Source organism: Achromobacter sp. CF-sbj1-Ac2-l, from assembly GCF_052698165.1.
The window spans coordinates 1536772-1563766 of sequence record NZ_CP199855.1; the positions used below are offsets into that span (position 1 = coordinate 1536772).

24 protein-coding genes and 1 other RNA gene are annotated in these 26995 nt (G+C 66.6%); 15 read left to right on the forward strand and 10 right to left on the reverse strand.

Annotated features, from left to right (window positions below):
- Positions 1 to 9: 9 nt before the first annotated feature.
- From ACUDCK_RS06990 to ACUDCK_RS07035, 10 genes are all read left to right on the forward strand, one after another.
- Positions 10 to 1008 (forward strand): RluA family pseudouridine synthase, encoded by a 999-nt coding sequence (locus ACUDCK_RS06990; protein ID WP_054501479.1) that lies wholly within the window; start codon positions 10 to 12, stop codon positions 1006 to 1008.
- Positions 996 to 1760: a peptidoglycan editing factor PgeF gene (gene pgeF / locus ACUDCK_RS06995; protein ID WP_054501478.1), complete on the forward strand. Its 765-nt coding sequence runs from the start codon at positions 996 to 998 to the stop codon at positions 1758 to 1760. The genes ACUDCK_RS06990 and pgeF overlap by 13 nt, the downstream gene beginning before the upstream one ends.
- 123 nt (positions 1761 to 1883) lie before the next feature.
- Positions 1884 to 3521, forward strand: a complete 1638-nt coding sequence (gene phaC / locus ACUDCK_RS07000) for a class I poly(R)-hydroxyalkanoic acid synthase (RefSeq protein WP_175167610.1) — start codon at positions 1884 to 1886, stop codon at positions 3519 to 3521.
- Positions 3522 to 3612: 91 nt separating this feature from the next.
- A complete protein-coding gene (locus ACUDCK_RS07005) occupies positions 3613 to 4350 on the forward strand; it encodes a 3-ketoacyl-ACP reductase (protein WP_054501476.1) in 738 nt (245 codons plus the stop codon).
- Positions 4351 to 4469: 119 nt separating this feature from the next.
- Positions 4470 to 5039 carry a polyhydroxyalkanoate synthesis repressor PhaR gene (phaR, locus tag ACUDCK_RS07010; protein WP_006393587.1) on the forward strand — a complete coding sequence of 190 codons (570 nt, stop codon included), beginning with the start codon at positions 4470 to 4472 and terminating at the stop codon, positions 5037 to 5039.
- Positions 5040 to 5260: 221 nt separating this feature from the next.
- Positions 5261 to 5797, forward strand: a complete 537-nt coding sequence (locus ACUDCK_RS07015; protein ID WP_006393588.1) for an iron transporter — start codon at positions 5261 to 5263, stop codon at positions 5795 to 5797.
- 53 nt (positions 5798 to 5850) lie between these two features.
- Positions 5851 to 6153, forward strand: coding sequence for a cupredoxin domain-containing protein (locus ACUDCK_RS07020; RefSeq protein ID WP_175167633.1), 303 nt, complete (start codon positions 5851 to 5853; stop codon positions 6151 to 6153).
- A 13-nt stretch (positions 6154 to 6166) separates the two neighbouring features.
- Positions 6167 to 7015, forward strand: a complete 849-nt coding sequence (locus tag ACUDCK_RS07025; RefSeq protein WP_054501475.1) for an FTR1 family iron permease — start codon at positions 6167 to 6169, stop codon at positions 7013 to 7015.
- 48 nt (positions 7016 to 7063) lie between these two features.
- Positions 7064 to 8461, forward strand: a complete 1398-nt coding sequence (locus ACUDCK_RS07030; RefSeq protein ID WP_175167611.1) for a 4Fe-4S binding protein — start codon at positions 7064 to 7066, stop codon at positions 8459 to 8461.
- 149 nt (positions 8462 to 8610) lie between these two features.
- On the forward strand, positions 8611 to 9483 hold the full coding sequence (locus tag ACUDCK_RS07035) for a PhzF family phenazine biosynthesis protein (protein WP_054501473.1): 873 nt from the start codon (positions 8611 to 8613) through the stop codon (positions 9481 to 9483).
- Between the two features lie 179 nt (positions 9484 to 9662).
- Here ACUDCK_RS07035 and ACUDCK_RS07040 read toward each other — a convergent pair whose 3' ends face one another.
- The 5 genes from ACUDCK_RS07040 to cphA (ACUDCK_RS07060) all read right to left on the reverse strand — a co-directional run bounded on the left by ACUDCK_RS07040 (position 9663) and on the right by cphA (ACUDCK_RS07060) (position 16374).
- Complete coding sequence (locus ACUDCK_RS07040) at positions 9663 to 10001, reverse strand: BON domain-containing protein (RefSeq protein ID WP_024068163.1); 339 nt, start codon at positions 9999 to 10001, stop codon at positions 9663 to 9665.
- 81 nt (positions 10002 to 10082) lie between these two features.
- Positions 10083 to 10247, reverse strand: a complete 165-nt coding sequence (locus tag ACUDCK_RS07045; protein ID WP_006389411.1) for a DUF1328 domain-containing protein — start codon at positions 10245 to 10247, stop codon at positions 10083 to 10085.
- Between the two features lie 25 nt (positions 10248 to 10272).
- A complete protein-coding gene (locus ACUDCK_RS07050; protein ID WP_006389412.1) occupies positions 10273 to 10473 on the reverse strand; it encodes a CsbD family protein in 201 nt (66 codons plus the stop codon).
- A 652-nt stretch (positions 10474 to 11125) separates the two neighbouring features.
- Entirely contained in the window at positions 11126 to 13696 is a 2571-nt protein-coding gene (cphA, locus tag ACUDCK_RS07055; protein ID WP_054501472.1) for a cyanophycin synthetase, read from the reverse strand.
- Between the two features lie 62 nt (positions 13697 to 13758).
- Positions 13759 to 16374, reverse strand: a complete 2616-nt coding sequence (gene cphA, locus ACUDCK_RS07060) for a cyanophycin synthetase (RefSeq protein ID WP_054501471.1) — start codon at positions 16372 to 16374, stop codon at positions 13759 to 13761.
- Positions 16375 to 16634: 260 nt separating this feature from the next.
- On the opposite strand from cphA (ACUDCK_RS07060), the gene ACUDCK_RS07065 reads away from it, so the two are divergent.
- A complete protein-coding gene (locus ACUDCK_RS07065) occupies positions 16635 to 18920 on the forward strand; it encodes a cyanophycin metabolism-associated ABC transporter (protein ID WP_175167612.1) in 2286 nt (761 codons plus the stop codon).
- A 14-nt stretch (positions 18921 to 18934) separates the two neighbouring features.
- Positions 18935 to 19405: a cyanophycin metabolism-associated DUF1854 family protein gene (locus ACUDCK_RS07070; RefSeq protein ID WP_049072299.1), complete on the forward strand. Its 471-nt coding sequence runs from the start codon at positions 18935 to 18937 to the stop codon at positions 19403 to 19405.
- A 4-nt stretch (positions 19406 to 19409) separates the two neighbouring features.
- Here the strand turns inward: ACUDCK_RS07070 and ACUDCK_RS07075 are convergent, their stop codons facing one another.
- On the reverse strand, positions 19410 to 20549 hold the full coding sequence (locus tag ACUDCK_RS07075; RefSeq protein WP_064527107.1) for a GNAT family N-acetyltransferase: 1140 nt from the start codon (positions 20547 to 20549) through the stop codon (positions 19410 to 19412).
- 106 nt (positions 20550 to 20655) lie between these two features.
- Between ACUDCK_RS07075 and ACUDCK_RS07080 the strand changes: the two genes are divergently transcribed.
- The 3 genes from ACUDCK_RS07080 to ACUDCK_RS07090 all read left to right on the forward strand — a co-directional run bounded on the left by ACUDCK_RS07080 (position 20656) and on the right by ACUDCK_RS07090 (position 23325).
- Positions 20656 to 21576 carry a ferritin-like domain-containing protein gene (locus tag ACUDCK_RS07080; protein ID WP_054501467.1) on the forward strand — a complete coding sequence of 307 codons (921 nt, stop codon included), beginning with the start codon at positions 20656 to 20658 and terminating at the stop codon, positions 21574 to 21576.
- Positions 21573 to 22802 (forward strand): lytic murein transglycosylase, encoded by a 1230-nt coding sequence (locus ACUDCK_RS07085; protein ID WP_175167613.1) that lies wholly within the window; start codon positions 21573 to 21575, stop codon positions 22800 to 22802. Before ACUDCK_RS07080 ends, ACUDCK_RS07085 begins: the two co-directional genes overlap by 4 nt.
- 109 nt (positions 22803 to 22911) lie before the next feature.
- Positions 22912 to 23325: a YidB family protein gene (locus ACUDCK_RS07090; protein WP_054501465.1), complete on the forward strand. Its 414-nt coding sequence runs from the start codon at positions 22912 to 22914 to the stop codon at positions 23323 to 23325.
- 124 nt (positions 23326 to 23449) lie between these two features.
- On the opposite strand, the gene ssrA is transcribed toward ACUDCK_RS07090, so the two are convergent.
- The 4 genes from ssrA to ubiG all read right to left on the reverse strand — a co-directional run bounded on the left by ssrA (position 23450) and on the right by ubiG (position 26883).
- Positions 23450 to 23838, reverse strand: a transfer-messenger RNA (tmRNA) gene (gene ssrA / locus ACUDCK_RS07095).
- An 88-nt stretch (positions 23839 to 23926) separates the two neighbouring features.
- Positions 23927 to 25102, reverse strand: coding sequence for an MFS transporter (locus ACUDCK_RS07100; RefSeq protein ID WP_054501464.1), 1176 nt, complete (start codon positions 25100 to 25102; stop codon positions 23927 to 23929).
- A 381-nt stretch (positions 25103 to 25483) separates the two neighbouring features.
- Positions 25484 to 26158, reverse strand: a complete 675-nt coding sequence (locus ACUDCK_RS07105; protein WP_175167614.1) for an HAD-IA family hydrolase — start codon at positions 26156 to 26158, stop codon at positions 25484 to 25486.
- Complete coding sequence (ubiG, locus tag ACUDCK_RS07110) at positions 26155 to 26883, reverse strand: bifunctional 2-polyprenyl-6-hydroxyphenol methylase/3-demethylubiquinol 3-O-methyltransferase UbiG (protein WP_054501462.1); 729 nt, start codon at positions 26881 to 26883, stop codon at positions 26155 to 26157. Before ubiG ends, ACUDCK_RS07105 begins: the two co-directional genes overlap by 4 nt.
- Between the last annotated feature and the right edge of the window lie 112 nt (positions 26884 to 26995).

Below are 26995 nucleotides of genomic sequence, written 5' to 3' on the forward strand. Positions count from 1 at the left end.
TTTGTCTCCATGTCCGATACAGCCATCAGCGCAGATCTCGTTTCCGACGATGAGCTCCTGAGCCTTTCCGGCGAAAACCCGCGCGGCGAACCGCAATTTGTAACGGTGCCCGCGGGCACCCGCGCCGACCGGCTGGACAAGGTGCTGGCCGGACTGTTGACGGACCATTCCCGCAGCCGGCTGCAGGGCTGGATCGAGGCCGGCAACGTCCACGTCAACGGCGCGCCCGGCAAGGTCCGCCAGACGGTGGGGCCGGGCGACGAAATCACGGTCTGGGCCCAGCCGGCTCCCGAGACGCTGGCTTTCGCCCCCGAACCCATCGATTTCCCCGTGGTCGATGAAAGCGCCGACTGGATCGTGGTGAACAAACCCGCCGGCCTAGTGGTGCACCCCGGCGCCGGCAACTGGAGCGGCACGCTGCTCAACGGCCTGCTGCATCGCTATCCCGAACTGGCGCAGGTGGCCCGCGCCGGTATCGTTCACCGGCTGGACAAGGACACTTCGGGGCTGATGGTGGTGGCGCGCAATGAAATCGCGCAGACCCATCTGGTGCGCCAGTTGCAGGCGCGCAGCATGGGGCGTGAATACGTCGCCCTGGCGCACGGCTGGCTGGTCCGCGCCGGCAAAGTGGACCGCCCGATCGGCCGCGACCCGCGCGTGCCGGTGCGCATGAGCGTCGAGCGGCCCGTTGCGCCGAAACCCGCCATCACCCACTATGCCCCCGCGCGGTGCGGCCAGGTCGATCCCGGCGGCCGCGTCACCGAGGTGGTGTGCCGCCTGGAAACCGGCCGCACCCACCAGATCCGGGTGCACCTTGCCAGCCTCGGGCATCCGCTGCTGGCGGATGCGATCTACGGCGGCAAGAACATCGCGGGCGCGCAGCGGCAGATGCTGCACGCCCGCGCCCTGCATTTCGATGATCCGGGCGGTCGCGGCGAGGTTCAGTTCGCCGCCCCCGTGCCGGCGGACATGACCCTGGTCCAGGAAGCGATCGCATGGAACGCGTGATTGAAGGCTTGCCCGTGGTGACCGGCCCGGCGTGGGCCGGCGTCAACTATTTCTGCACCACCCGCGCCGGCGGCGTGGGCGTGGCGCCGCACGACACCTTCAACCTGGGCCGCCGCGCCGGAGACGATCCCGATACCGTGGCCGAGAACCGCCGCCGCTTGCGCGCGGCGCTTCCGGCCGAGCCGCTGTGGCTGCGGCAGGTGCATGGCAGCGACGTGGTCGACGCCGACGCCGCCGACCTGCCCGACGAGCCGGCGCTGGACGCCAGCGTCACCGCGCGCCCGGGCCGCGTGCTGGCCGTAATGGTGGCGGACTGTCTGCCGGTGGTCATCGCCGACGCCGACGGCAGCGTCCTGGGCGCGGCCCACGCTGGCTGGCGCGGCCTGTCCGGCGGCGTATTGGAAAACACCCTGGCCGCCATGCGCGCCAAGGCCCCGGCCGCTACCGCCTGGCGCGCCTGGGTCGGCCCGGGCATCGGGCCGGAAGCCTTCGAGGTCGGTCGCGACGTGCTGGACGCCTTCCTGGCGGACGATCCCGCCACGGAAACCTACTTCCGGCCGCGTCCGGGCGTTTCGGGCAAATGGCTGGCCGACCTGGCCGGCCTGGCCGAATTCCGCCTGCGTCGGGCCGGCGTGCAGGATGTCACGCTGAGCGGCCTGTGCACCGTGGCGGACGCCGGACGCTTCTTTTCCTACCGTCGCGACAGCGAGACCGGCAGGATGGCTTTGCTGGCCTGGCTCGACCCGGTCTGATCCAGCGCAAAGCGGCCGCGCCCGCGGGCGGCTAGGCTTGCTGGCCTCATTGAATACCCGCATTGACAGTGCTGAACCCGACATGCAACATCAATCGGGAAGTCTCGATAACAAGGTGTCGAAGTGAATGCCAATCTCTCCGCCTCAGGGCCCCTTCCGGTGAGCGTGGCTCCGGACGTCCTGGCCGATATCCAGGCTGAATTCTCGCGCGAATGGCAGCGCCTGTGCGACGACGCCCGTCGCGGCGCGCTGGCTCCGCCGGCCGACCGGCGTTTCGCTGGCCAGGCCTGGGCCGCCAATGGCCAGCACCTGCTGATGGCCCATACCTATCTGCTGTCGGCCCGCGCCATGTCGCGCATGGTCGATGCCGCGCAGGTCAGCGAGCCGATGCGCGACCGGCTGCGTTTTTCGATCATGCAGTGGGTAGACGCGCTGTCGCCCTCGAACTTCCTGGCCCTGAACCCCGACGCCCAGCAGTCCATCGTCGAAAGCGCCGGCCGCGCCCTGAACGAGGGCCTGGCCAATCTGCTGGGCGACGTCAAGAAAGGCCGCATCACCCAGACCGACGAGACGCAGTTCGAGATCGGCCGCAACGTGGCGGTGACGCCCGGCGAAGTGGTGTTCGAGAACCGGCTGTTCCAGCTGATCCAGTATGCCCCCGCCACGGCCACGGTGCACGAGGTGCCGCTGGTGATCGTGCCGCCGAACATCAACAAGTTCTATATCCTCGACCTGCAGCCCGATAACTCGTTCGTGCGCCATGCGGTCGAACGGGGTTTCACCGTTTTCCTGATCTCCTGGCGCAACCCGCTGGCCAGCGATACCGACGGCGTCGATCGCGCCACCTGGTCCGACTATCTCGACGACGCGGTGCTGCGGGCGCTGCGCGTGGCCAGCGACATCACGCGCCAGCCGCAGGTCAACGCCCTCGGTTTCTGCGTCGGCGGCACCATGCTGGCCTCGGCGCTGGCGTTGGCCGAGGCGCGCGGCGAACATCCCGTCGCGGCGTTGACGCTGCTGACCTCGCTGCTCGATTTCCATGACACCGGCATCCTGAGCGTGTTCGTCGACGAGACCCACGCCTTGCTGCGCGACCACCAATTGGGCGCCGGCGGACTGATGCCGGGCCGCGACCTGGCCACCACCTTTTCGTTCCTGCGGCCAAATGAGCTGGTCTGGAACTACGTGGTCGGCAACTATCTCAAGGGCCAGAAGCCGCCGGCCTTCGATCTGCTGTTCTGGAACGGCGACAGCACCAACCTGCCGGGGCCGTTCTTTTCCTGGTACTTCCGCAACACGTATCTCGAGAACAATCTCAAGGTGCCGGGCCGCGCCCAGGCGGCGGGGCTGCCACTGGACCTCACGCGACTGTCGATGCCGGCGTATATTTTCGGTTCGCGCGAAGATCACATCGTGCCGTGGGTCTCGGCCTATGCCTCGACCCAGGTGCTGCGCGGTCCGCAGCGTTTCGTGCTGGGCGCGTCGGGCCACATCGCCGGGGTGGTCAACCCGCCGGCCAAGAAGCGCCGCAGCTATTGGGTGGCCGAAGGCGCCGGCGCCGAGGGCCGCCCCCTGCCGGGCGATCCCAACGCCTGGCTGGCGCAGGCGCAGGAAAAACCAGGAAGCTGGTGGCCCGACTGGGCGGACTGGCTGGCCGGGCATTCCGGCAAGCAGGTCAAGGCTCGGGCAAAATCAGGTAACGCCAGATACCGGCCGATCGAGCCGGCGCCTGGCAGGTATGTGAAGGTCAGGGCCACCTGAAACCGCGCTTGCGGTGGGCCCCGGGCCAATAAGAAGTAGAAGAAGTAGAAGTCAATCAACGAGGCGTCCGTCGCACACAGGAGGAAGTCCAATGAGCGGAAAACTGGCTTACGTTACAGGCGGGATGGGCGGGATCGGCACCTCTATTTGCCAGCGCCTGGCCAAAGAGGGCTTTCGCGTCGTGGCAGGCTGCGGCCCGAGCCGCAATTACCAGCAATGGCTGGATGAGCAGGCGGCGCAGGGATATACCTTCCATGCTTCCGTCGGCAATGTGTCCGACTGGGATTCCACCGTCGCCGCCTTCGAGCGCGTCACGGCGGAACTTGGCCAGGTCGATGTGCTGGTCAACAACGCGGGCATCACCCGCGATGGCCTGTTCCGGAAAATGACCGCCGACGATTGGCGCGCGGTCATCGACACCAACCTGAACAGCCTCTTCAACGTGACCAAGCAGGTCATCGACGGCATGGTCGAGCGGCAGTGGGGGCGCATCATCAACATCAGCTCGGTGAACGGCCAGAAGGGCCAGTTCGGCCAGACCAACTACTCCACGGCCAAGGCCGGCATCCATGGCTTCACCATGGCGCTGGCCCAGGAAGTCGCGAGCAAGGGCGTCACCGTCAACACCATCTCGCCCGGCTACATCGGGACCGACATGGTGCGCGCCATCCGCCCCGACGTGCTCGAGAAGATCGTCGCCACCATCCCGGTGCGTCGCCTCGGCACGCCCGAAGAAATCGCCTCGATGACGGCATGGCTGGCTTCCGATGAATCCGGCTTTTCCACCGGCGCGGACTTCTCGCTCAACGGCGGCCTGCACATGGGCTGACGCATCGCGGGCTGCCCTCGGGCGGCCGTTCCAGGCCGCGGCGCTTCGGGGAGAAGGCGCCGCGGCATTACACTTCACCCTATTCGAAGTCTTAGAGATCGCCCGATCCGGGGACAACCATGACGCAAGCACAAACCGGCGCCAGCCTGCGCCTGATTAAAAAGTACCCCAACCGTCGCCTGTACGACACCCGGACCAGCACCTACATCACCTTGGCGGATGTCAAGCAACTGGTCCTGGCCAACGAAGAATTCCAGGTTGTCGACGCCAAGAGCGCCGAGGACCTCACCCGCAGCATCCTGCTGCAGATCATCCTCGAAGAGGAGAGCGGCGGCATGCCCATGTTCTCGTCGAACATGCTGTCGCAGATCATCCGTTTCTACGGCCACGCGATGCAGGGCATCATGGGTTCCTACCTGGAAAAGAACATCCAGGCCTTCATGGAAATCCAGCAGCGCATGGCCGAGCAGTCCAAGGGGCTGTACGGCAGCCAGTTCGGCCCCGAGGCCTGGACCCAGTTCATGAACGTGCAGACGCCGATGCTGCAGAACATGATGAACAACTACATCGACCAGAGCAAAAACCTGTTCGTCCAGATGCAGGACCAGATGCAAGACCAGACCCGGGCCATGTTCTCGAACTTCCCGTTCACGCCGGGCGGTTCGCAAGGCGGCGGCCGCAAGCCGTAGCGGATCTCCGGACTCGCGGCCTGGCCGCGGTCGAGAAAACCAGCCAGCCGGCGGCGCGATTGCCCGCCGGCTTTCTTTTGGCTTGACGGTACGCAAGCATCCTCTTGTTTCGGACCATTCCGATTCAGGGTGATGTCAGATTTTTTCGTTACATTAATGCAAACGGTTCTTGTTTATGTTTTGAACACCGTCGTTTCAATCGAGCTTTGAGGATGACCCACATGATGAAGAAAGCCTTGGCGCTGGCCATTGTCGCTTTGAGCGTGTCCGCCGCCCAAGCGGCCGAATACCCCATCGGCAAGCCCGTTGAAAAAGGCGGCATGGAAATCGGCGCGGTCTACCTGCAGCCGATCGAAATGGACCCGCCGGGCATGATGCGTCCCGCCAAGGATTCCGACGTCCACCTGGAAGCCGATATCCACGCCACCGCCGGCAACCCCACCGGATTCCCGGAAGGCGAATGGATGCCCTACCTGGTCGTGAACTACGAGATCCAGAAGGTCGGCAGCCAGAACGTGCAAAAGGGTGAGCTCATGCCCATGGTGGCCAACGATGGCCCGCACTACGGCGAGAACATCAAGCTCGAAGGCCCGGGCAAGTACAAGCTCAAGTACACCATCCTGCCGCCGACGGCCAACAAGATGAACCACTTCGGTCGTCACATCGACAAGGAAACCGGGGTGGGCGACTGGTTCAAGCCGATCGAACTCGAATACGACTTCGTCTACGCCGGCACCGGCAAGAAGGGCGGTTACTGATCGTGCGTCGCCTGTCTCGCGTCATCTGCGTGCTGCTGGTTGGCCTGGCTGGCATGGCCGGCATGGCGCCCGCGCAGGCGGACGAACTGCCTACCTTCACGTTGACGTTCAAGCCCAATGGCACCTTTGAGCCGGCCACGCTGGAAGTGCCGGCCGGCCGCTTCAAGATCGAACTGATCAACGAAAGCAACGAGCCGGTGGAGTTCGAGAGCATTCCGCTGCGCAAGGAGAAGGTGCTCGGCCCCGGGGTCAAGTCGTTCGTGGTCATCACCATCGCGCGCCCCGGCGAGTATCCGTTCTTCGATGATTTTCACCAGGCGGTCAAAGGCACCCTGATCGTCAAGCCCAAGGAATAGGCGGCCGCACCACATGGAACAGGTTCTTTTCATCGTCTGGCGCGAAAGCGTCGAAGCCATGCTGGTGGTGGGCATTCTGTACACCTGGCTGCGCGCGACGCCGGAAGGCAAGCGCGGACTGAAGTATCTGTGGGGTGGCGTTGGCGCGGGGCTGGCCCTGGCAATCGCGCTGGCGCTGGTGCTGCTGGGTGTATCGTCGTGGCTCAGCGACGAAGGCCAGGAATGGTTCCAGGCAATCATGTCGCTGGCGGCCTGCGTGCTGGTGGTGCAGATGGTCGTGTGGATGAAGAAGCACGGTCGCACCCTCAAGAGCGAGCTCGAAAGCGGCGCCCGCTCCTCGGTGGCCCACGACAACTGGTGGGGCCTGTTCGTCCTGGTGGCCATCGCGGTGGCCCGCGAAGGCAGCGAAACCGTGGTGTTCCTGTACGGCACCGTTGCGGCGGGCGATGGCGGCAGCGACATGCTGATGCTGGCGCTGGCCGGGGTGGCCGGTTTCTTGGTGGCGCTGCTGACCTTCTGGCTGCTGCAACTGGGTGGCAAGCTCATCACCTGGCGTCGTTTTTTCCGCGTGACCGAAATCCTGTTGCTCTTGCTGGCCGGCTCGTTGCTGGTGGGCGGCCTGGATCACCTGATTTCGCTGGACGTGCTGCCGACCCTCGTCGACCCGGTCTGGGACAGCTCGTGGCTGTTGAGCGACAGCACCGGCGTTGGCAAGATTCTGGCTGATTTCGCGGGCTATCGCGCCTTGCCCGCCCTGATTTCGGTACTGTTGTGGGTTGCGTACTGGATCGTGGTGTGGACGTTGCTGCGCTGGGTGGGCGGCAAGTCCGCGCCGGTCGCGGTCACCCGCGCCGCCTCTTGAGCGCCGATTCCAACGTGTCTATCGGACTGAATTAATGAAGGTTTGACCATGGCAGCTGCACTCGGGAGGGCAACCTCCCGTATCGCCGACTTTCTTCGAGACCATGCCCCTCTGTTGCGCAAGCTGCAGTGGGGCATTGTTGCGATATACGCGTTCCTGCTGATCGTGCCGGCCATCATGCCGCTGCCGGACAATTCGGCGTCGGTTTTCAACAACCTGACCATCGTGGCCCAGTTCGCCTTCTGGGGCGTGTGGTGGCCGTTCGTGCTGATCTCCATGCCGATCCTGGGACGCGCCTGGTGCGGCTGGTTCTGTCCGGAGGGCATGCTCACCGAATGGGCCAGCGAACGCGGCCAGGGGCATGCCATTCCCAAGTGGATGCGCTGGGGCGGCTGGCCCTTCGTGGCCTTCGCGCTCACCACCATCTACGGCCAATTGGTCAGCGTCTACCAGTATCCGCTGGCCGTGCTGGCGGTGCTGGGCGGTTCGACGGTGGCGGCGATGATCGTCGGTTGGCGCTATGGCCGCAGCAAACGGGTCTGGTGCAAGTACCTCTGTCCGGTCAACGGCGTCTTCAACCTGCTGGCGAAGCTGGCGCCGTGGCACTTCAAGGTCGACGAGGAAAAGTGGCGCCATCCGGTCATCCGGATCGAACCCATCAACTGTGCGCCGCTGGTGCCTTTGCGTCACATGAAGGGTGCCGGCGATTGCCACGTGTGCGGCCGGTGCAGCGGCTATCGCGGCGCCATTGCGCTGACGCCGCGCTCGCCCGAGGAAGAGGTCGTCAGCGTCACCGATGGCGAACCGTGGCAGACCGCGCTGCTGTGCTTCGGCCTGATGGGCATTGCCATGGGCGCCTTCCTCTGGAGCGCCAGTCCGTGGTACGTGACCGCCAAGCAGTGGGCCGCGACCTGGCTGGTCGAGCATGACATCATGTGGCCTCTGATGGACAACGCGCCGTGGTTCATCCTGACCCACTATCCGGAAGTGAACGACAGCTTCTCCTGGCTCGACGGCGCCGGCATCATGATGTTCGTGGTGGGCGCGACGATCTGCATCGGCGGCGCCAGCTTCCTGTCGCTGTGGATCGCCGACCGGTTGGCGCCAGCGGCGCCAGTGGAGGGACAGCCCGCGGGCGGCTGGTTCCGCCCCGGATTGCACAAGTTGGCGCAGGGCCTGATTCCCTCGGCCGGCATCGGCGTGTTCCTGGGCTTGTCGGCCACCACCATCAACCTGCTCAAGCACGAGGGCGTGCGCGCCGCGTGGGCGGCGCCGGTGCGCTTTACGCTGCTGACGCTGGCCGTGCTGTGGACCCTGCGCCTGTTCGCGCGGTTGCTCAACCAGCGCCCGGTAAGCCTGGCGCGCAAGGGCGCGGCGTGGCTGGTGCTGGCCGCCGGCCTGGCGCCGTTCTGCTGGGCCTGGGTGCTGTTCTTCGCCATCTGGTGACAGTGGCAGGGATGCGATGCGGCCGTTGGGGGGCCGGTGCCGGGGGCCGGCGCGACATTATCCCGGCTGCGGGAGCGTCCCTTGGCCCGGCGTGGTGCGATAAAGTAGAGGGTCTATTTTCCTCCTCACGGCAACCTTCCCTCCAGCCCATGGCCACCTACGCATTCCGTCTTCTCAACGTCTTCGCCTCCAGCACCTTCACCGGCAATCCCCTCTGTGTATTCGAAGACGCGCGTGGCATGGACGACGCCACCATGCGCGAGCTGGCGGCGCAGTTCAATCTTTCCGAAACCACTTTCATCCTGCCGTCCGACGTGGCCGATGCGCGGGTGCGCATTTTCACGCCTGGCTTCGAGATGGGTTTCGCGGGCCATCCGACCATCGGCACGTCGCAAGTGGTGCGCGACCTGCTCAAGCGCGGCGATGCGTTGACGCTGGAATTCAAGGCCGGTGTCGTGCCGGTCACCGCGCAGGGTGACGCCTGGACTTTCACGGCGCCTTGCCCGAATGGCGTGCGCACGGCGGCGCCGACGCTGCCGGCCGCTGATATTGCCGCACTGATGGGGCTGGACCTGGATGACCTGGCGGATGATCCCCTCTGGGTGGATACGGGCGCGGACCAGCTACTGGTGCCGCTCAAGAACGTCGACGCGTTGCGGCGCGCGAATCCGGATGCCTCGCGGCTGGATCGCTGGCAGGCCAACAGCCTGGGGCGCAAGGTCTGCTATCTGTTCGCCTTCGACCCGAATCGCCAGCAGGACGGGCGCGATGTCGTGGTGACGCGTTATTTCTACGCCAAGCCCGGCGGCGGGGTGCAGGAAGATGCCGGGACCGGATCGGCCTGCGCCAACCTGGGCGGCTGGCTGCGGCATCGGCAGCATGCGCTGCCCGCCAGTTTCCTGGTGGAGCAGGGCGACCAGATGGGCCGTCCTTGCCGGTTGCTGCTGGATGTGCAGGCCGATGGCCGCATCCAGGTGGGCGGCCGCGCGCTGGAGATCGGGCGCGGCACGGTGGACGTCTGAGTGTGCGCGCGGGTCCGGCATGACGGGGCTGTGCCTGTCAGGCGGGCCGGGGTGCTGCTGGCGGCAAAGCGGTCCGGTGCGGACTCTGGACTGTCGGCTTCCCGCGCGCAATGAAAAACGGCGCCTGTGTGTGAGCACAGGCGCCGTTTTTCATTGCATGGCCATCAAGGCCCGGCGGGTTACTTCTTGTTCTTGGCCGGGTCGACCTTGATGTTGTTCATCACCTGCTTCACGCCTTCGACGCCGCGGGCGACGGTGGCGGCGTGGTCGGCTTCGGCGGCGGTGCCGACGGTGCCGGTCAGCTTGGCCACGCCATCGGTGGTTTCAACGGCGATGTCCAGCGCGCTCAGTTGCTTGTCGGCCACAAAGGCGGCCTTGACCTTGGTGGTCACGGTCGCGTCGGAGGCGTATTCGCCCACGGATTGCTTGGGCTTGCCGTCATTGGCGGCAAAGGCCATGGAAGTGAAGACAGCGCCCGTACCCAGTGCGGCGGCGGCGATCAGCTTGCGAAATTCCATAGTTGTGCTCCTTGTGTATGTGGTTTTCAGCGCGTTCAGGACGCAACGGCTAAGCGAAAGTTCTTTGGGTGCGATGTTCTTCTATTTCTTGCGGAATGCGCCGCCCAGAATGGACAGCAGCGCCAATACCAGGAAGACAAAGAACAGGATCTTGGCGATGCCCGCGGCGCCGGCGGCGATGCCGCCGAAGCCCAGGACCGCCGCGATGATCGCAATGACGAAGAAAACTACGGCGTAGTGCAACATGTCGGCTTCTCCTGGAGGTGCGGGATCAGGGGTTGCGATCAAAGAAATCGCGCACTTCCTTTTCCGCCTGTTCCTTGGTCTTGCCGTAGCGCTCCTGGATCAGGCCAGCGAGGCGTTCGGCGTTGCCTTCGGTGCGGGTCAGCTCGTCGTCGGTGAGTTCACCCCAGGCCGCCTTGGCCTTACCGGTCAGTTGCTTCCACTTGCCAGCGATGATGTCGTTGTTCATGGTGACCTCTCTTCGTTAGTGGCGAACGCAGCGGCTTATGGCCGATAAGCTCTGTATTCGCGGTTGAGTTGGGCACTGATCAGCTTGGATTCAAGGTACAGGGCGGCGACGAGGGCTGTCAAAGGGGCGCTGTGGGTAAATGTAACGGCCGGGGACGGGGCAAACCGTGCGTCTTATGACGGGCAGGTAGCGCAGGCGTACCAGAGCGGGAGTTACATCTGAGCAACCTATTGAGCCCTTTTGAGCGGGGCTGGTAACGGGACCTGTACGGCCGATTTGCATAAAAGCGGTGGCGCGTGATGCCTCGCGACGGGTCACCGACGCTGGCCCCATGCCCGCTGGATCGGTATAGTCGGGGCAGGCTCCGCGGCCGGTTCCGAGACCGGCGCGGTCTGGCGACATCACTCAAGAGAGGGCACGCATGACCCGACGATTCCTTGGCACGATTCTGCTGGCGCTGGCCACGATGGCCGCGCTGGGATGCGCCCATGTGACGGACCACTATCAGGCCGCGGCGCCCGTCTCGGCGCCGCACGGCTAGGGCCAGGGCTACGATCGGGCGCCAGGTCCGGTGGGGCGGCGACCCGCCGCGGCCATCCAAAAGAAACGGGGCGCTTTCGCGCCCCGTCTTCATGCGATTTCCGGATCGGGATCAGCTTTCGCGGATGCGTTGGGCGATGTGTTCCAGCGCCTCTTCCACCTGGTCCACGAGGATCAGGCAAAGATCGCCCGCCTGCAGGCGAGCCAGCGCCGTGTCGATCGCCAGGAACTCGCCGTGAATCTCCTCGATGTGGCGGGCGCGGCTGGCGTTGACCAGGCCTTGCTGCAGCAGGGCCAGCACTTCGCCGTCGGCGCGGCCGCGTTGGCATTGGTCCTGATACAGCAGCACGTCGTCGAAGGCTTCCCCGAGGATCTCGGTCTGCATGCGGATGTCTTCGTCACGGCGGTCGCCGGCGCCGCTGATGACCACCGCGCGGCGCTTGGCGGGCATTGCATCGACCGCGCGTACCAGCGCCTGGATCGCATCAGGGTTGTGGCCGTAGTCGGCAATCACGGTGGCGCCGCGATAGTCGAACACGTTGAAGCGGCCGGGCGCGGTCTGGGCGTCGTTGACAAAGGTGGCCAGGCCGCGGCGGATGATGCTCCAGTCCAGATTCAGCGCCCAGGCCGCGGCGATCGAGGCCATGGCGTTCTCGACCTGGAACACGATGGTGCCGTTGCGCGTGAGCGGGATCTCGGCCAGCGGGAAACGGGTTTCCTCGCTGCCCTGGGCCGCGACGATCGCGTCGCCGTCGCGGTACACCACGCGCAGGCCCTGGGCCCGGTGCGTCGACATGATCGGGTGGTTGCGGTCTTCGGCAAAGTAAGTAATGGAGCCGGGGCAACTGGAGGCCATCTCCGCCACGATGGGGTCGGCCGCGTTTAGCACGGCGGTGCCGCTCGGATGCACATGCTGCACGATCACGCGCTTGACCACAGCCAGGTCCTCGACGGTGCTGATGTACCCCAGGCCGAGGTGGTCGCCCATGCCGATGTTGGTGACGATCGCGACGTTGCAGCGATCGAAGGCGAGGCCCTCGCGCAGGATGCCGCCCCGTGCGGTTTCGAACACCGCGGCATCGACGTCCGGATGCATCAGCACGCTGCGGGCGCTGCGCGGGCCGCTGCAGTCGCCGGTGTCGATGCGCAGGTTGTCGACGTAGACGCCGTCGGAGTTGGTCATGCCGACGCGGTTGCCGGCCACGCCGAGGATATGGGCGGTCAGGCGCACCGTGGTGGTCTTGCCGTTGGTGCCGGCCACCGCCACCAGCGGGATGCGGCCATCCTCGCCATCGGCGAACATATTGGCGATGATGGCTTCGCCCACCGCGCGGCCCTTGCCGAACGAGGGATTCAGGTGCATGCGCAGGCCGGGCGCGGCGTTGACTTCGACCACGCCGCCGTTCTGCTCTTCGAGCGGGTAGTGCACGCTTTCGGCCACTACGTCGACGCCGCAGATGTCCAGGCCGATCATGCGCGCGGCCGAAACGGCGCGCGCCGCCATCTCCGGATGGACCTCGTCCGTGACGTCCGTTGCCGATCCGCCCGTGCTCAGGTTGGCGTTGTTGCGCAGGAAGATCAGGGTGCCCGGCGCCGGCACGGAGTCGGCGTCGAAGCCCTGTTTTTTCAGCGTCGCGAGCGCGATGTCATCGAAGCGGATCTTGGTCAGCGAAGTGGCATGGCCATCGCCACGCAGCGGGTCGGCGTTGACTTGCTCGACCAGTTGGCGGATGGTGTGCACGCCGTCGCCGGTGACCTGCGGCGGATCGCGGCGCGAGGCCGCGACCAGCGCGCCGCCCACCACCAGCAGGCGGAAGTCGTGACCGGGGATGTAGCGTTCGACGATGACTTCGGAACTGATTTCCTCGGCCACTTCAAAAGCCTGGATCACGCGTTCACGCGTCTCGATATTGACCGCCACCCCGCGGCCCTGGCTGCCGTCGCGCGGCTTGACCACCACCGGGCCGCCAAGCTCCTGGGCCGCGGCCCAGGCGTCTTCGGCGGTGGTGACCGAGCGGCCCAGCGGCACGGGCACGCCGGCGGCGTCCAACAGCATCTTGGTCAGGTCCTTGTCCTGCGCGATCGATTCGGAGATGGCGCTGGTCAGGTCGGTCTCGGCGGCCTGGATGCGGCGCTGCTTGCTGCCCCAGCCAAACTGCACCATGCTGCCTTGCGTCAGGCGACGGTACGGAATGTTGCGGGCGGTGGCGGCGTTGACGATGGAGCCGGTACTGGGACCGAGGCGCACGTCCTCGTCCAGCTCGCGCAGGCGCTTGAGGGCGTCGGCCAGGTCGAACGGCGTGTCGTCCAGCGCGGCCTGCACCAGTTGCTGCGCCAGGTCCATGGCGAGGCGGCCGACTTCTTCCTCGCTGTATTCCACCACGACCTGGAACACGCCGGGTTCGGTGGTGGGCGAGGCGCGGCCGAACGTGACCGGGCAGCCGGCGTAGGCCTGCAGCGTCAGCGAGACGATCTGCAGCACGTGCGCGATCGAGACCGCGCCCTGGTGGCCTTCGGGGCGCAGCAGGCCAGTCTGCGGCAGGCGCGCGCGCAGGCGGGCTTCGAAGTCGGGCAGGTTGTCGATCGAGCATTCGGCGTCGGCGCACGACACGATGGCCTCGATCGCCGTGTTCTTGCTCCACAGGTTGGGGCCGCGCAGCGCTCGGATACGGGAAACTTCCATGGCAGGTATTCCTGTCTAGCTTGCGCGCGCCGCGGCGGGCCGCCGCGGCGCGCGCGATGATGTCAGTGTTGCTGGATCCAGCGGCGGACGAGATCGATGGTGGGGCCGGAGAAGGCTTCGTCGGATTGCAGCAGCACGAAGTCGCCCGCCGCAATGCCGGCGAGCTGGCTCTCGATGGCCCTGCCGTGATCCGGCTCGTCCAGGATCTGCTTGACGCGGCTGCCTTGCTCCAGCCCCTGGCGCAGCAGCGCGCGGGCCTGGCCGGCGGGGCGCTTGCTGGTGACAGTGGTGTCGTCATACAGCACCACGCGGTCGAACGCATCGCCCAGCAGCTTGCCTTGCTCGATCAGGTCCACGTCGCGGCGGTCGGCGCCAGCCGAATAGACGGCGGCGCGGGTGGTCGCTGGGAACTGGTCGATGGCCGTGATGAGCGGGCGCAACGCGGAGGCGTTGTGGACGTCGTCCACCACCACGGTGCTGCCGTTGCGCTCGAACAGGGTGAACTGCCAGGGCGCGTCGGCCTGGTCGATGTCGAAGGTCTCGATGCCGGCGCGGATGAGTTCGACCGGGATGTCCAGCGCCCACGCGGCGCCGACGGCTGCCAGCACGTTCTCGACCTGGAAGGCGACGCGGCCGCCATGGGTCAGCGGGATCGCGGCGACGTCGGCCAGGCGCTCTTCGTGCGCGCCTTGCGCCAGCACGATGGCGCCGTCGCGCACGAACACCGCGCGGCCCTCCTGTTGCAGGTGGGCGGTGATGGCGGGCAGGGCGGGATCGATGCCGAAGAAGATCACGGCGCCGTCGGACAGCTCGGCCATTTCCACCACGCGCGGATCGCGCGCGTTGAGCACGGCGGCGCCGGTCGGCAGCACCACGTCGACCTGGGTGCGGAACACATTGAACATGCGCTCCGTTTCGTTGATGTCGAAGTCGCCGAGATGGTCCGCGTCGTCGATGTTGGTGACCACGCCGACCTGGCAGCGGTCATACGCCAGGCCCTGGCCGAGGATCACGCCGCTGTCGTTCTCGATGACGGCGGCGTCGACGTTGCGGTTCATCAGCACGCGGGTGCCGGACGCGAAATCGGCGCGGTCGCCCTTTTGCACCAGGCGGCGGTCGAGGTACAGGCCTTCGCTGCAGGCCAGGCCGGTGCGCTTGCCCGACAGGTGCAAGAGGCGCGCGATCAGGCGCGCGACCACGGTCTTGCCGTTGGTGCCGGTGACGCCGACGATGGGAATGCGGCCGGCATCGCCTTCGGGGAACAGGTGTTCGACGATGGCGTGGCCGACCGGGCGCGGGGGGCCGTCGGCCGGCTTCAAATGCATCAGGAGACCCGGGCCGGCGTTGACTTCGACGATGGCGCCGCGCTGTTCGTCGAGCGGGCGCGAGATGTCCTCGGCCACCAGGTCGACGCCGGCGATGTCCAGGCCGACCACGCGGGCCGCCAGGGTCACGGTAGCGGCGACGCTGGGGTGCACGCGGTCGGTGACGTCGAAGGCGACGTTGCCGCTGCGCTGCACCAGCACGCGCTGGCCGTCGGCCGGCACGCTGTCTTCGGACAGGCCCTGGCGGGCGATTTCGAGGCGCGCGGCCGAATCCAGCCGCACCGGATTGAGCGGGTGGTTTTCGGTGCGGCCGCGGCGCGGGTCGGTGTTGATCTGGTTGTCGATGAGCTCGGTGATGGTGGATTTGCCGTCGCCGGTGACCCAGGCCGGTTCGCCGGCGGCGGCGGCCACCATGCGGTTGCCGACCACCAGCAGGCGGTGTTCGTTGCCGAGCACGAAGCGCTCGACGATGACGCCGCTGCCCTCGTCGACGGCGACGCGGTAGGCGGAAACCACTTCCTCGCGCGTGGTCAGGTTGGTGAACACGCCGCGGCCGTGGTTGCCGTCATACGGCTTGACCACCACCGGCAGGCCGATGTCCTCTGCGGCCGACCAGGCGTCGTCCTCGCTGTCGACCAGGCGACCCTCCGGCACCGGCACGCCGCAGGTCGATAGCAGTTCCTTGGTCAGGTCCTTGTCGCGCGAAATGCCTTCGGCGATGGCGCTGGTGCGGTCGGTCTCGGCCGTCCAGATACGGCGCTGGCGCGAGCCGTAGCCGAATTGCACCAGGTTGCCTTCGAACAGGCGGATGTAGGGGATGTCGCGGTCGTCGGCGGCATCGACGATGCAGGCGGTGCTGGGGCCCAGGCAGTGCTTGTCGACCAGCCGGCGCAGGCGCGCCACGGCGGCGTCGACGTCGAACGGACGGTCTTCGATGGCGGCCATGACCAGGTCGCGGCCTTCGTTCAGGGCGGTGCGGGTGACCTGTTCCTGCCAGGCGCGCACGACGACCTTGTAGACGCCGCGGGTGGAGGTTTCACGGGCCTTGCCGAAGCCGCCGCGCAGGCCGGCCAGGTTCTGCAGCTCAAGGGTGACATGTTCGAGAATGTGGCCGGGCCAGGTGCCTTCCTTGACGCGGGACAGGAAGCCGCCCCGCACGCCCGGGCTGCAGCGGTGCTCGATCAGGGTCGGCAGCCACGCGGTCAGGCGCTCGTAGAAGCCGGGGATCGTGTTGGAGGGATAGTCCTCCAGTTCGCCGATATCCACCCACGCCTCGAGTACCGGACGGTACGTCCAAATGTTCGGGCCGCGCAAAGCCACGACATCGAGAAATTCAATGTCTTTCTTTTTCATGTTTTAATTTACTTGAGAAGCAGGTTGGCACGCGCGGACGCCCCTATGCAAGACCGCGAATTTATTGGGGTTGCGCCTTAAGAATAATGCCAACGAGTGGGGGATCCCAGATATTCCTAATTAGAAAAATCGGCTGATACTATACGACGCCTTCAAAGGCGTGAACTCGTTGTGTTGTAAGGAAGGGACACGTTGCCAACCCGGGGTTGGCATGCCGTCGCCGCCTTGTAGGGCAGAGTCCTGGCCCGGTATGCGTTCTAATGAAAAAAACACACCTGCTTTCCGGCCTAGCCGAAGCCTTTCCTGCCCGCTGGCGGGATGACATCCGCGCGGAACTGGCGCAGGATGAGACCCTGCTGGCCTGGCTCGAAATAGACCTGGACCAGCGGCTGAAGTTCCAGCCCGGCCTGGTCGCCGTCACCGATCGCCGCCTGATCGCCCGCAATGCGGCCGATACCGGCTGGGAATCCTGGGCGTACGGCCCTCAACTGTCCCTGAATCTTTCCGACCACGCTGGCGCGGCCGTGCTGGAACTGCACGACGACACCGCGCGCCTGGGCATCTGGCGCTTCACGCTGGCCTGCAATCCGGCCGCGCTGCGGCTGCTGGGCCAGTTCGAGGCCCAACAGGCAATACGCCTGTCCGGCCAGCCACAAGCCGAAGCGGGCGAACGCCAGTGCACGATCTGCAACAACGCCATCCCGGCTGGGCAGGACGAGTGTCCGGTCTGCAACCAGGAGCAGGCGGCGCCCTCGACCACCTGGGCGCTGCTGCGCCTGTGGCGCTTCGCGCGGCCGTATCGCGGGCCCTTGCTGGCCGGTTTCCTGCTGACCCTGCTGGGCACTGCGGCGACCCTGGTGCCGCCGTACCTGACCATGCCGCTGATGGACGACGTGTTGATTCCGTTCCAGAACGGCGCGCCCATCGATTACAGCAAGGTCCGCCTGTACCTGGGCGGGCTGCTCGGTTCCGCCATCCTGGCGTGGGGCCTGGGCTGGGCGCGGACCTACATCCTGGCCTGGGTCAGCGAGCGCATTGGCGCCGACCTGCGTACCACCACCTATGAGCACCTGCAGCAGTTGTCGCTGGAGTATTTCGGCGGCAAGCGCACCGGCGACCTGATTTCCCGCATCGGCAGCGAGACCGACCGCATCTGCGTGTTCCTGTCGCTGCACCTGCTGGACTTCGCCAACGACATCCTGATGATCACCATGACCGCGGTGATCCTGGTGTCGATCAATCCGTGGCTGGCGCTGGTCACGCTGGTGCCGCTGCCGTTCATCATCTGGATGATCCACGCGGTTCGCGACCGCCTGCGCCATGGCTTCGAGAAGGTCGATCGCATCTGGTCGGAGATCACCAACGTGCTGGCCGATACCATTCCCGGCATCCGCGTGGTCAAGGCCTTTGCCCAGGAGAAGCGCGAAGTGGCGCGTTTCCGCGAGGCCAACAACCGCAACCTGGAAGTGAACGACCGGGTCAACACCACCTGGTCGCTGTTCTCGCCCACCGTCACGCTGCTGACCGAGGTCGGGCTGCTGGTGGTGTGGATCTTCGGCATCTGGCAGGTCTCGCAGAAGCAGATCACGGTGGGGGTGCTGGCGGCGTTCCTGGCGTACATCGGGCGCTTCTACACCCGCCTGGATTCGATGAGCCGTATCGTGTCCGTGACGCAGAAGGCGGCCGCCGGCGCCAAGCGCATCTTCGACATCCTGGATCACGTCTCCAGCGTGCCGGAACCCCAGAACCCGGCCAAGCTGCCGCAGGTCAACGGCCGCATCGAGTTGCGCGACGTCGGTTTCCGCTACGGCAACCGCCAGGTCATCCGCGGCCTGGACCTGAGCATCGCGCCCGGCGAGATGATCGGCCTGGTCGGGCACAGCGGCTCGGGCAAGAGCACCCTGATCAACCTGATCTGCCGCTTCTACGACGTGTCGGAAGGCGCGATCCTGGTGGACGGCGCCGACATCCGTTCGGTGCGGGTGGCCGACTACCGCCGCAACATCGGGCTGGTGCTGCAGGAGCCCTTCCTGTTCTTCGGCACCATCGCCGAGAACATCGCCTACGGCAAGCCGGACGCTACCCGCGACGAGGTCGTGGCGGCGGCCCGCGCCGCCCATGCCCATGAATTCATCCTGCGGCTGCCGCACGGCTACGATTCGCTGGTCGGCGAACGCGGCCAGGCGCTGTCCGGCGGCGAGCGCCAGCGCATCTCGATCGCGCGCGCGCTGCTGATCGACCCGCGCATCCTGATCCTGGACGAAGCGACCTCGTCGGTCGACACCACCACCGAGAAGGAAATCCAGAAGGCGCTCGACAACCTGGTGCGCGGCCGCACCACCATCGCCATCGCCCATCGCCTGAGCACCTTGCGCAAGGCTGATCGGCTGGTGGTGCTGGACCGTGGCCAGATCGTGGAGCAGGGCCCGCACGAGGAACTGATGGCGCGTGAAGGCGCCTACTACCGGCTGTATCAGGCGCAGGCGCGCCAGAACGAGGCCGATGCACAGTCCTCCGGCGGCGAAGACATGGCCGCCGTGGCCTGAGCGAGATAACCGTCATGACGCTTCCCGTTTTTCAACTGCGACGCAATGCGTTCGGGCGTTTGGTGTTCCAGGGCGCCGACGGCGTCGCGCACGAAGGCGTGATTCCGGTGCGGGCCTTTCCGATCAGCGAGGCCGATCGCGGGCTGTCGCTGGTGACCGGAGAAGGCCGCGAGCTGCTGTGGATCGAAAGGCTGGCCGACGTGCCCGCCGCCGAGCGCGCGCTGATCGAAGAAGAACTGGCCGGGCGTGAATTCATGCCCGAGATCCGCAAGCTCGCCAGCGTGTCGACCTTCGCCACGCCCAGCGTCTGGAAGGTGGAGACCGACCGCGGGGCCACCAGCTTCACGTTGCGGGGCGAGGAGGACATCCGCCGCCTGAGCCCGCAGACGCTGCTGATCGCCGACAGCCACGGCATCTTCTATCTGGTGCGCGACATCCTGTCGCTCGACAAGCACAGCCGCAAGCTGCTGGATCGCTTCCTCTGACCGCTCAGTCCGGGGCCGCGCGCTTGAACGGCGTGTGGGTCTCGAGCTCGCCCAGGTAGTCATCCACCGCGGCGGTTTCCTCATCCAGAAATTGCTGGATCGCAGCCGCGAAACGCGGGTCGGCGACCCAGTGCGCCGACCAGGTGGGCGTGGGCAGCAGCCCGCGCGCCATCTTGTGTTCCCCTTGCGCGCCGCCCTCGAATCGCGCCATGCCGTGGGCGATGCAGTAAGCGATGGCCTGCAGATAGCAGGTCTCGAAATGCAGCCCCGGCACGTATTCCGTCGCCCCCCAATAGCGCCCGTACAGCGTGTCGCCGCCCGCCAGGTTCAGGGCCGCCGCCACCGGCTGGCCGTCGCGCTCGGCCAGGATGAGCACGAAGGCGTCGGGCTGGTCACGGTAGGCGCGCAGGAAGAATTCGCGGCTCAGGTACGGCGGGTTGCCGTGGTTGAAGTAGGTATGGCAATAGCACTGATAGAAGAAGTCGAGGTCGGCGGCGTCGATCTGCGCGCCGCGTAGCCAGCGGAACGTCAGCCCGGCCTGCGCCACCTTTTTGCGGTCCTGGCGGATCTTCTTGCGCTTATCGTGGCTCATCGTGGCCAGGAAGGCGTCGAAATCGGAGTAGCCAGGATTGGTCCAGTGGAACTGCACGCTTTCGCGCACCATGAAGCCGGCCTCGCGCAGGGCTCGCAGGTCCGCGGTGGCCGGAAACAGCAGGTGCAGCGACGACACCTGGATCTCTTCGGCAAAGGCGACCAGCCCGCGCACCAGCGTGTCGCGGTCTTCGTCGCTGCCGGCCAGCAGGCGCGGGCCCGAGACCGGGGTGAACGGCACGGCCGCCAGCAGCTTGGGGTAGTAGCGCAGGCCGTGGCGCTCGAAGGCGTCGGCCCAGGCGTAGTCGAACACGTACTCGCCGCGCGAATGCGATTTCAGGTAGAGCGGCACCGCGCCCGCCAGCGCGTCGTCGCGCCACAGCATCAGATAATGGGGCGACCAACCGGTGCGCGGCGCGGCACAGCCGGAATCGTGCAGCGCGTGCAGGAACGCATGCCGCAGGAACGGCTGGTCCCCAGCCAACGCATCCCATTGGCGGGCGTCGATGCGCGACAGGTCGGTCTCGATGGTCAGGCGTAGCGGCGAATCCATGAACGAATGATAAAGTCTTCAGTGGCGCATGGCGCGCGGCGCGGGATGACCGCGCATGGTTATTGTCTTGCGGGCGGCGTTGTTCCGTCCCGCACCGGAAATCTTCATGGACAGCAATTCGATCCTTCCCGTGAACGGGAGCGATCCGCACGAACCCGGCACGCCCTGTCTGCGTGCCCAGGCCCTGCAGGCGCTGGCCGCCACCGGCTGGGCCGACAAGCTGGCGCGGGTGCGCGCCATCGGCGAAGATGCCCCGCTCGATAGCGTGCGGCGCTACGCGACGCCGGATGGATTGCCCGGGCGGCCCGCCGCGCCGGTGCTGGTGGCGCCGTCCGAGGTGCCGCAGCGTTCCATGGCGACGCTGGAGGGCCGCGCGGCGCTGCTGCACGCGCTGGCGCACATCGAATTCAACGCTGTGAACCTGGCGCTGGACATCCTCTGGCGTTTCGCCGGCATGCCGGATGCGTTCTACCGCGACTGGCTGCGCGTGGCGCGCGAAGAGGCTGCGCATTTCGACCTGCTCAATCAGCGGCTTGCCGACCTGGGCCATGCCTATGGCGACTTTCCTGGCCACAACGGCTTGTGGGAGATGGCCGAACGCACTTGCGGCGACCTGCTGGCGCGCCTGGCGCTGGTGCCGCGCACGCTGGAGGCGCGCGGCCTGGATGCGTCGCCGCTGATCCGCAACAAGCTGGCCGGCGCTGGCGATGCGCGGAGCGCGGCCATCGTCGACATCATCCTGCGCGACGAGATCGGCCACGTAGCCATCGGCAACTATTGGTACAAGCGGCTGTGCGCCGAGCAGGGCAGGGAGCCGGTCGCCTGCTATGCCGAGCTGGCCAGCCGCTACAACGCGCCGCGGCTGCGTGGCCCTTTCAACATGGAAGCGCGCCGCGCGGCGGGTTTCGACGAGGCCGAACTGGCCGCCTTGCTCGACAAACGCGCCGTCATGGGCGAAGCCGAAGACAGCCAGCGCCGCCCCGACGGCGGCGCGGCCAACGCATCCGCAGGAGCGCTTTCTCGATGACCTTTCGCCACGCCATTCCTCTGGCCGCCATGCTGGCGTTGTCCGCGCCCGCCGCGCACGCCGCCGACACCTTCGCCGCTTGCCTGGCCGGATTGCGCGCCCCCGCCGCAAAGACGGGCGTGTCGGGCGCCACGTTCGACCGGCATGCCGCCAGCCTGTCGCCCGACATGGCGGTGATCGGCCTGCTGGATGCGCAGCCGGAATTCAAGACGCCGATCTGGGACTACATGGCGGCGCTGGTCGACGACGAGCGCGTCGCCGACGGCAAGGCCGGCATCGAGCGCTGGCGTGCCGAACTGGACCGCGCCGCGGCGCGCTACGGCGTGGACCCGGCCACCATCGCGGCCGTATGGGGCGTGGAGAGCAATTATGGCCGCACCCTGGGCGGACGGCCGCTGCTGACCTCGTTGTCGACGCTGTCCTGCTTCGGGCGCCGCCAGGCGTACTTTCGCGGCGAGTTCTTCGCCGCGCTCAAGATCGTGCAGGACGAGCGCATCGACCCGGACAAGCTCAAGGGTTCCTGGGCGGGGGCGTTCGGCCAGACCCAGTTCATGCCGTCGACCTATCTGCGGTTGGCCGTCGACTTTGACGGCGACGGCCGCCGCGACCTCATCGACAGCGTGCCCGACGCGCTCGCCTCCACGGCCAACTTCCTCAAGCGCGCCGGCTGGAACAGCGGCCTGGACTGGGGCTACGAGGTGATCCTGCCCGCTGGCGCGAACATCGCCGGCGCGGGACGCAAGAACAAGCGTCCGCTGTCGTTCTGGCGCGGCCAGGGCCTGACCCGCGCTGACGGCAAGCCGTTGCCCGGGGGCGATACGCCCGTCGGGCTGCTGTTGCCGGCCGGACCGAAGGGGCCGGCGTTCCTGGTGACCCGTAATTTCGATGCGCTGTATTCCTACAACGCCGCCGAAAGCTATGCGCTGGCGATTGCGCACCTCTCCGACCGCCTGCGTGGCGGCGGCCCGCTGGCGCAGGCCTGGCCGACCGATGATCCGGGGCTGTCGCGCGCCGAGCGGCGGGAATTGCAGCGGCTGCTGATCGCCCGCGGCTATGAGCTGGGCGAACCCGATGGCATGATCGGCGAGCGCACCCGCGAAGCCCTGCGCGCGGCGCAGCGCGAACTCGGCCTGCCTGCCGACGGCCGCGCCGGTCAGAAGGCGCTGAAAGCCCTCAAGGCCTCCCAGGCTCCCCTGGCCTCGCCAGCCCCGCGCGGCGCGGGCTGAGGGCCGGAACGACAAGCTTTGCAAAGATCGCCGGTTGCCGGCCTTTGGATGACCACATCGGCGCCGCCACGGGCCTATACTGGATTTCCGATTTTCCTGGAGAACGGCGATGAGTCTATTGGATACCTTGGCCTCGATGGCCGGCGGCGGCCAGCAAGGAGGTTCCGCCTCGCTGCTGCCCGCCCTGATCGAACAACTGAGCAAATACCCGGGCGGACTTTCCGGCCTGATCGCCAGCTTCCAGCAGGGCGGCCTGGGCGAGATCGTCGCGTCCTGGATCGGCAAGGGCCAGAACCTGCCGGTCAGCGCCGACCAGCTCGGCCAGGTGCTGGACCCGGGCGTGGTCAACGAACTGGCCGCCAAGACCGGCCAGGACACCGGCTCGGTGCTGGGCTCGCTGTCGTCGCTGCTGCCGCAACTGATCGACAAGGCCACTCCCGAAGGCGCTGTGCAACCCGGCCAGTCGCTCAATCCCGCCGACCTGCTGGCGTCGCTGTCGGGGCTGTTCGGCAATCGCGGCTGAATCCCGGCATGAGCCTGAACGCGGTGCGCGGCAGCACGCGTTGTTGACTCCCGCCCGGTGGCGGCCGCTGCAAAAAAAATGGCCGACCCGTGAAGGTCGGCCATTTGGCGCTATGGCGGAAATTTGGTGGAGCCGGGGGGAATTGAACCCCCGTCCGCAAGCCCTCCGCAACCAGTTCTACATGCGTAGTCGATCTATTTGGTTTTAACCCTGGACTTAGCCAACCGACAGGCCGGACCAGAGCGATTCACGTAATTTAAATTTGAACCGTGTGACCCCAGTTCAAACCGATTCCTTGTGAATGTCGCTGCTGCGGTTCGAGGGTTGCCCCCCTAGGAAGTTGCCTTCCTCCGCCTGACCCAAGGACAGATCAGTGCAGCGGCTCACCGCTTAAGCGGCGAGAGCGAAACGCTCGTCGTTGGCGTTTGTAGTGTTCCAGTGGTTTAACGAGCGTACTGGTGCTCGGCATGCCCTGAGTTGTTTCGCGACCCACGTCGAATCCGGATCGGCCCCAAGAACTTCTATTGTACTGGTAAACGCGATAGCCCGCTGCGTTTCCGCGCCCGCCCGCCCGGACGTGGCGCGAATACCGCAATGTGGCCTAGGCGTTGGCGCAGGCTGCCTTGCCGGCAGGACGGGCGCGCGAGGCCGCCATGAGCACGAACGCCAGGGCGACGGATACCGCGACGATGACCGCAGCCGCCCAGCCGAGCGAGGCCAGGCCGTACTGGTCGATTACGTGGCCGCCGACCACGGCGCCCAGCCCGATGCCGATGTTGGCGCCCGAAATGTTGAGCGACGCGGCGAAGGCGGGCGCTTCCGGCGCCGACTTCATCAGGCGCACGTGGCAGACGATGAACAGCGCCGCCTGGGCGATGCCCCAGATCGTCAGCGCTACGGCCAGCAGGCCATGCGATTGCATCACCGGCGCCACGAAGGCCAGGCCGACCGCCATCAGCGACGAGAACAGCGCGGTGGCGCCCAACGGGCTACGGTCGACCATGCGCCCGCCCAGGGTGTTGCCGATCAGGCCAACGGCGCCGAACGCCATCATGGTCCAGCCGACGATCTGGCCATTGAAGCCGGCCAGGCGCTCCAGCATGTCCGCCAGGTAGGTGTAGGCGGTGAACATGCCCGTGAACACCAGCAACGACAGCAGCACGTGGCCCACCACGATCGGGTTGCGCAGGATGCGCAGTTGCGTCACCAGTTTCACGTTTTCGGCGCGGATGCGGGTGCTGGGGAAGGCCAGCAGCAGCAACAGGGCCTTGGCGAACGCCACCGCCGAGAGCACGCCGAAGGCCGCGCGCCAGCCGAAGGCGTCGGAGATCAGCACGCCGATGGGAATGCCGAACACCGTCGCCGCGACGATGCCGAACGCCACCATCGAGATGGCGCGGCCGGCGCGGGCGGGGCCTACCAGTTCCACCGCGGTGGCGCTGGCCAGCGACCAGAACACCGGCAATGCCAGCGCCGGCACGAAACGGGCGACGGCCATGACCCAGATGTTCGGCGCTGCCGCCGCCAGGGCGTTGGACAGGCCGAACAGCGCCAGCACGCTGATGAACAGTCGTTTGCGCTCGATGTTGGCCATCAGCGCGGTCAGCAGGGGGCCGGTGGCCGCCACCGTGAAGGCGAAAAGTGTCACCAGCAGACCGGCCTGGGAAACCGTGACATCCAGATCGCGGGCCAGGCTGGGCAACAGGCCGACGATCAGGAATTCGGTGGTCAGGATGGTGAAACCGGCGGCCGAAAGTAGCAGGATGGGTAAAAGCATGGGCAATTCCAGGTGCGCACGAAGCCGTGAGGCAACGCGCGGTGGACGGATGGATGGTCTAAAAGGTCTAGGTTGCGCGCCGGGGAGACGTCGGCGCGCGGGCGCATGAGGGTGGCAAACCGTCGATGCGTAACGAGAGTCGCCGTGCGGGCTTCGCCGCGCGGCGCCCGGCTTTGGCCGGGAAAGGCAATCGGGAGGCACCCGCATTGCCTTGCATTGAAGACACTTTAATTCACCGGCGGCCGGGGATAAACCCTTTTCAGTCGGATAAATTGTTCGGTCAGGCCAACTAATCCGGCCGTGCCGCTGTCATCCCGGCCCGCATGCCGCCAGGCTGGGCGGCGATGCGGGACATGGGAGATCAGCGAGGATGACGGCGCCTCAACGCAGATCGCGCGGCAGCAGCGGCTCGATTGCCGCCCACAGCTCGGCCGGGGTGTTGGCGCAGGTCTCGGCTTCCCAGGTGCTGATGTTGTCTTCTTCGCCGACGTATCCATAGGCGGCGGCGACCGCCGGCATCCCGGCCGCGTGCGCCGCCTGGATGTCGCGCAGGTCGTCGCCGACGTAGACGCAGCGGTCGGTGGCGAAACCGGCTTCGCGCGCGGCATGCTGCAGCGGCAGGGGATGCGGCTTGGCGTGGGCGGTGGTGTCGCCGCAGACCAGCACGGCGCTGTCGCGGGTCAGGTTCAGGTGTTCGACGATCGGCAGGGTCAGGTAGGTAACCTTGTTGGTCACGATGCCCCAAGACAGGCCGCGCTGGCGGATATCGGCCAGCAGCGCCTCGATGCCCGGGAACAGCTTGCTGTGGACGGTGGAGCTGGCGGCGTAGTCTTCGAGGAATTGCAGGCGGGTCGGCTCGTATTCTTCATCGCCCGGCTTCAGCCCCAGCGCCACGCGCAGCAGGCCGCGCGCGCCCTGTGACGCGACCGGGCGCAGCGTTTCGTAGGGCAGGGGTTCCAGTCCCCGGCGGGTGCGCTGCTGGTTGGCGGCGGCGGCCAGGTCGGGGGCGGTGTCGGCCAGCGTGCCGTCGAAATCAAACAGGATCAGGGCGCTCATTTGCGGGTAGCCATCAGGTAGTTGACCGAGGTGTCGGACGTCAGCGAATAGATCTGCGTGATCGGGTTGTATTCCATGCCGCGCATGCCCACCGGTTCCAGGCCGGCGCCGCGGGCGGCTGATGCCAGTTCGCTCGGCTTGATGAACATATCGTAGGTGTGGGTGCCGCGCGGCAGCAGGCGCAGCACGTATTCGGCGCCGATGATGGCGAACAGGAACGACTTCGGATTGCGGTTCAGGGTCGAGAAGAACACCCAGCCGCCCGGCCTGGTCAGCGTCGCGCAGGCGCGCACAATGGAGGCCGGGTCCGGCACGTGTTCCAGCATTTCCATGCAGGTGACCACGTCGAATTGGCCCGGCTGCTCGGCCGCCAGTTGTTCCACCGGCACCTTGCGGTACTCGACCTTCACGCCCGATTCGAGGCCGTGGAGCTTGGCGATCTTGAGCGACTTGTCGGCCAGGTCGATGCCGGTGACCTCGGCGCCCGCGCGGGCCATGGCTTCCGACAGGATGCCGCCGCCGCAGCCGACGTCCAGCACCTTCTTGCCCGCCAGGCTGCCCACGCTTTCCTGGATCCATTCCAGACGCAGGGGGTTGATGGCGTGCAGGGGCTTGAATTCGCTTTCGGGGTCCCACCAGCGGCTGGCCAGCGCGGCGAACTTGTCCAGTTCGGCCTGGTCTGCGTTGACGGTGGCTTGGGCGGAATCGTGGGTTTGGGTGCTCATGGGCGGTCCAGCATAAGACGGCTCTATATATAGAGGGTCGGCGGCGCCCGCGGGCGCCGGAGCGTTTGCACCGGATTAGTGCAAGCCGGGCGAAAAAAAGGGCCTCGCGATG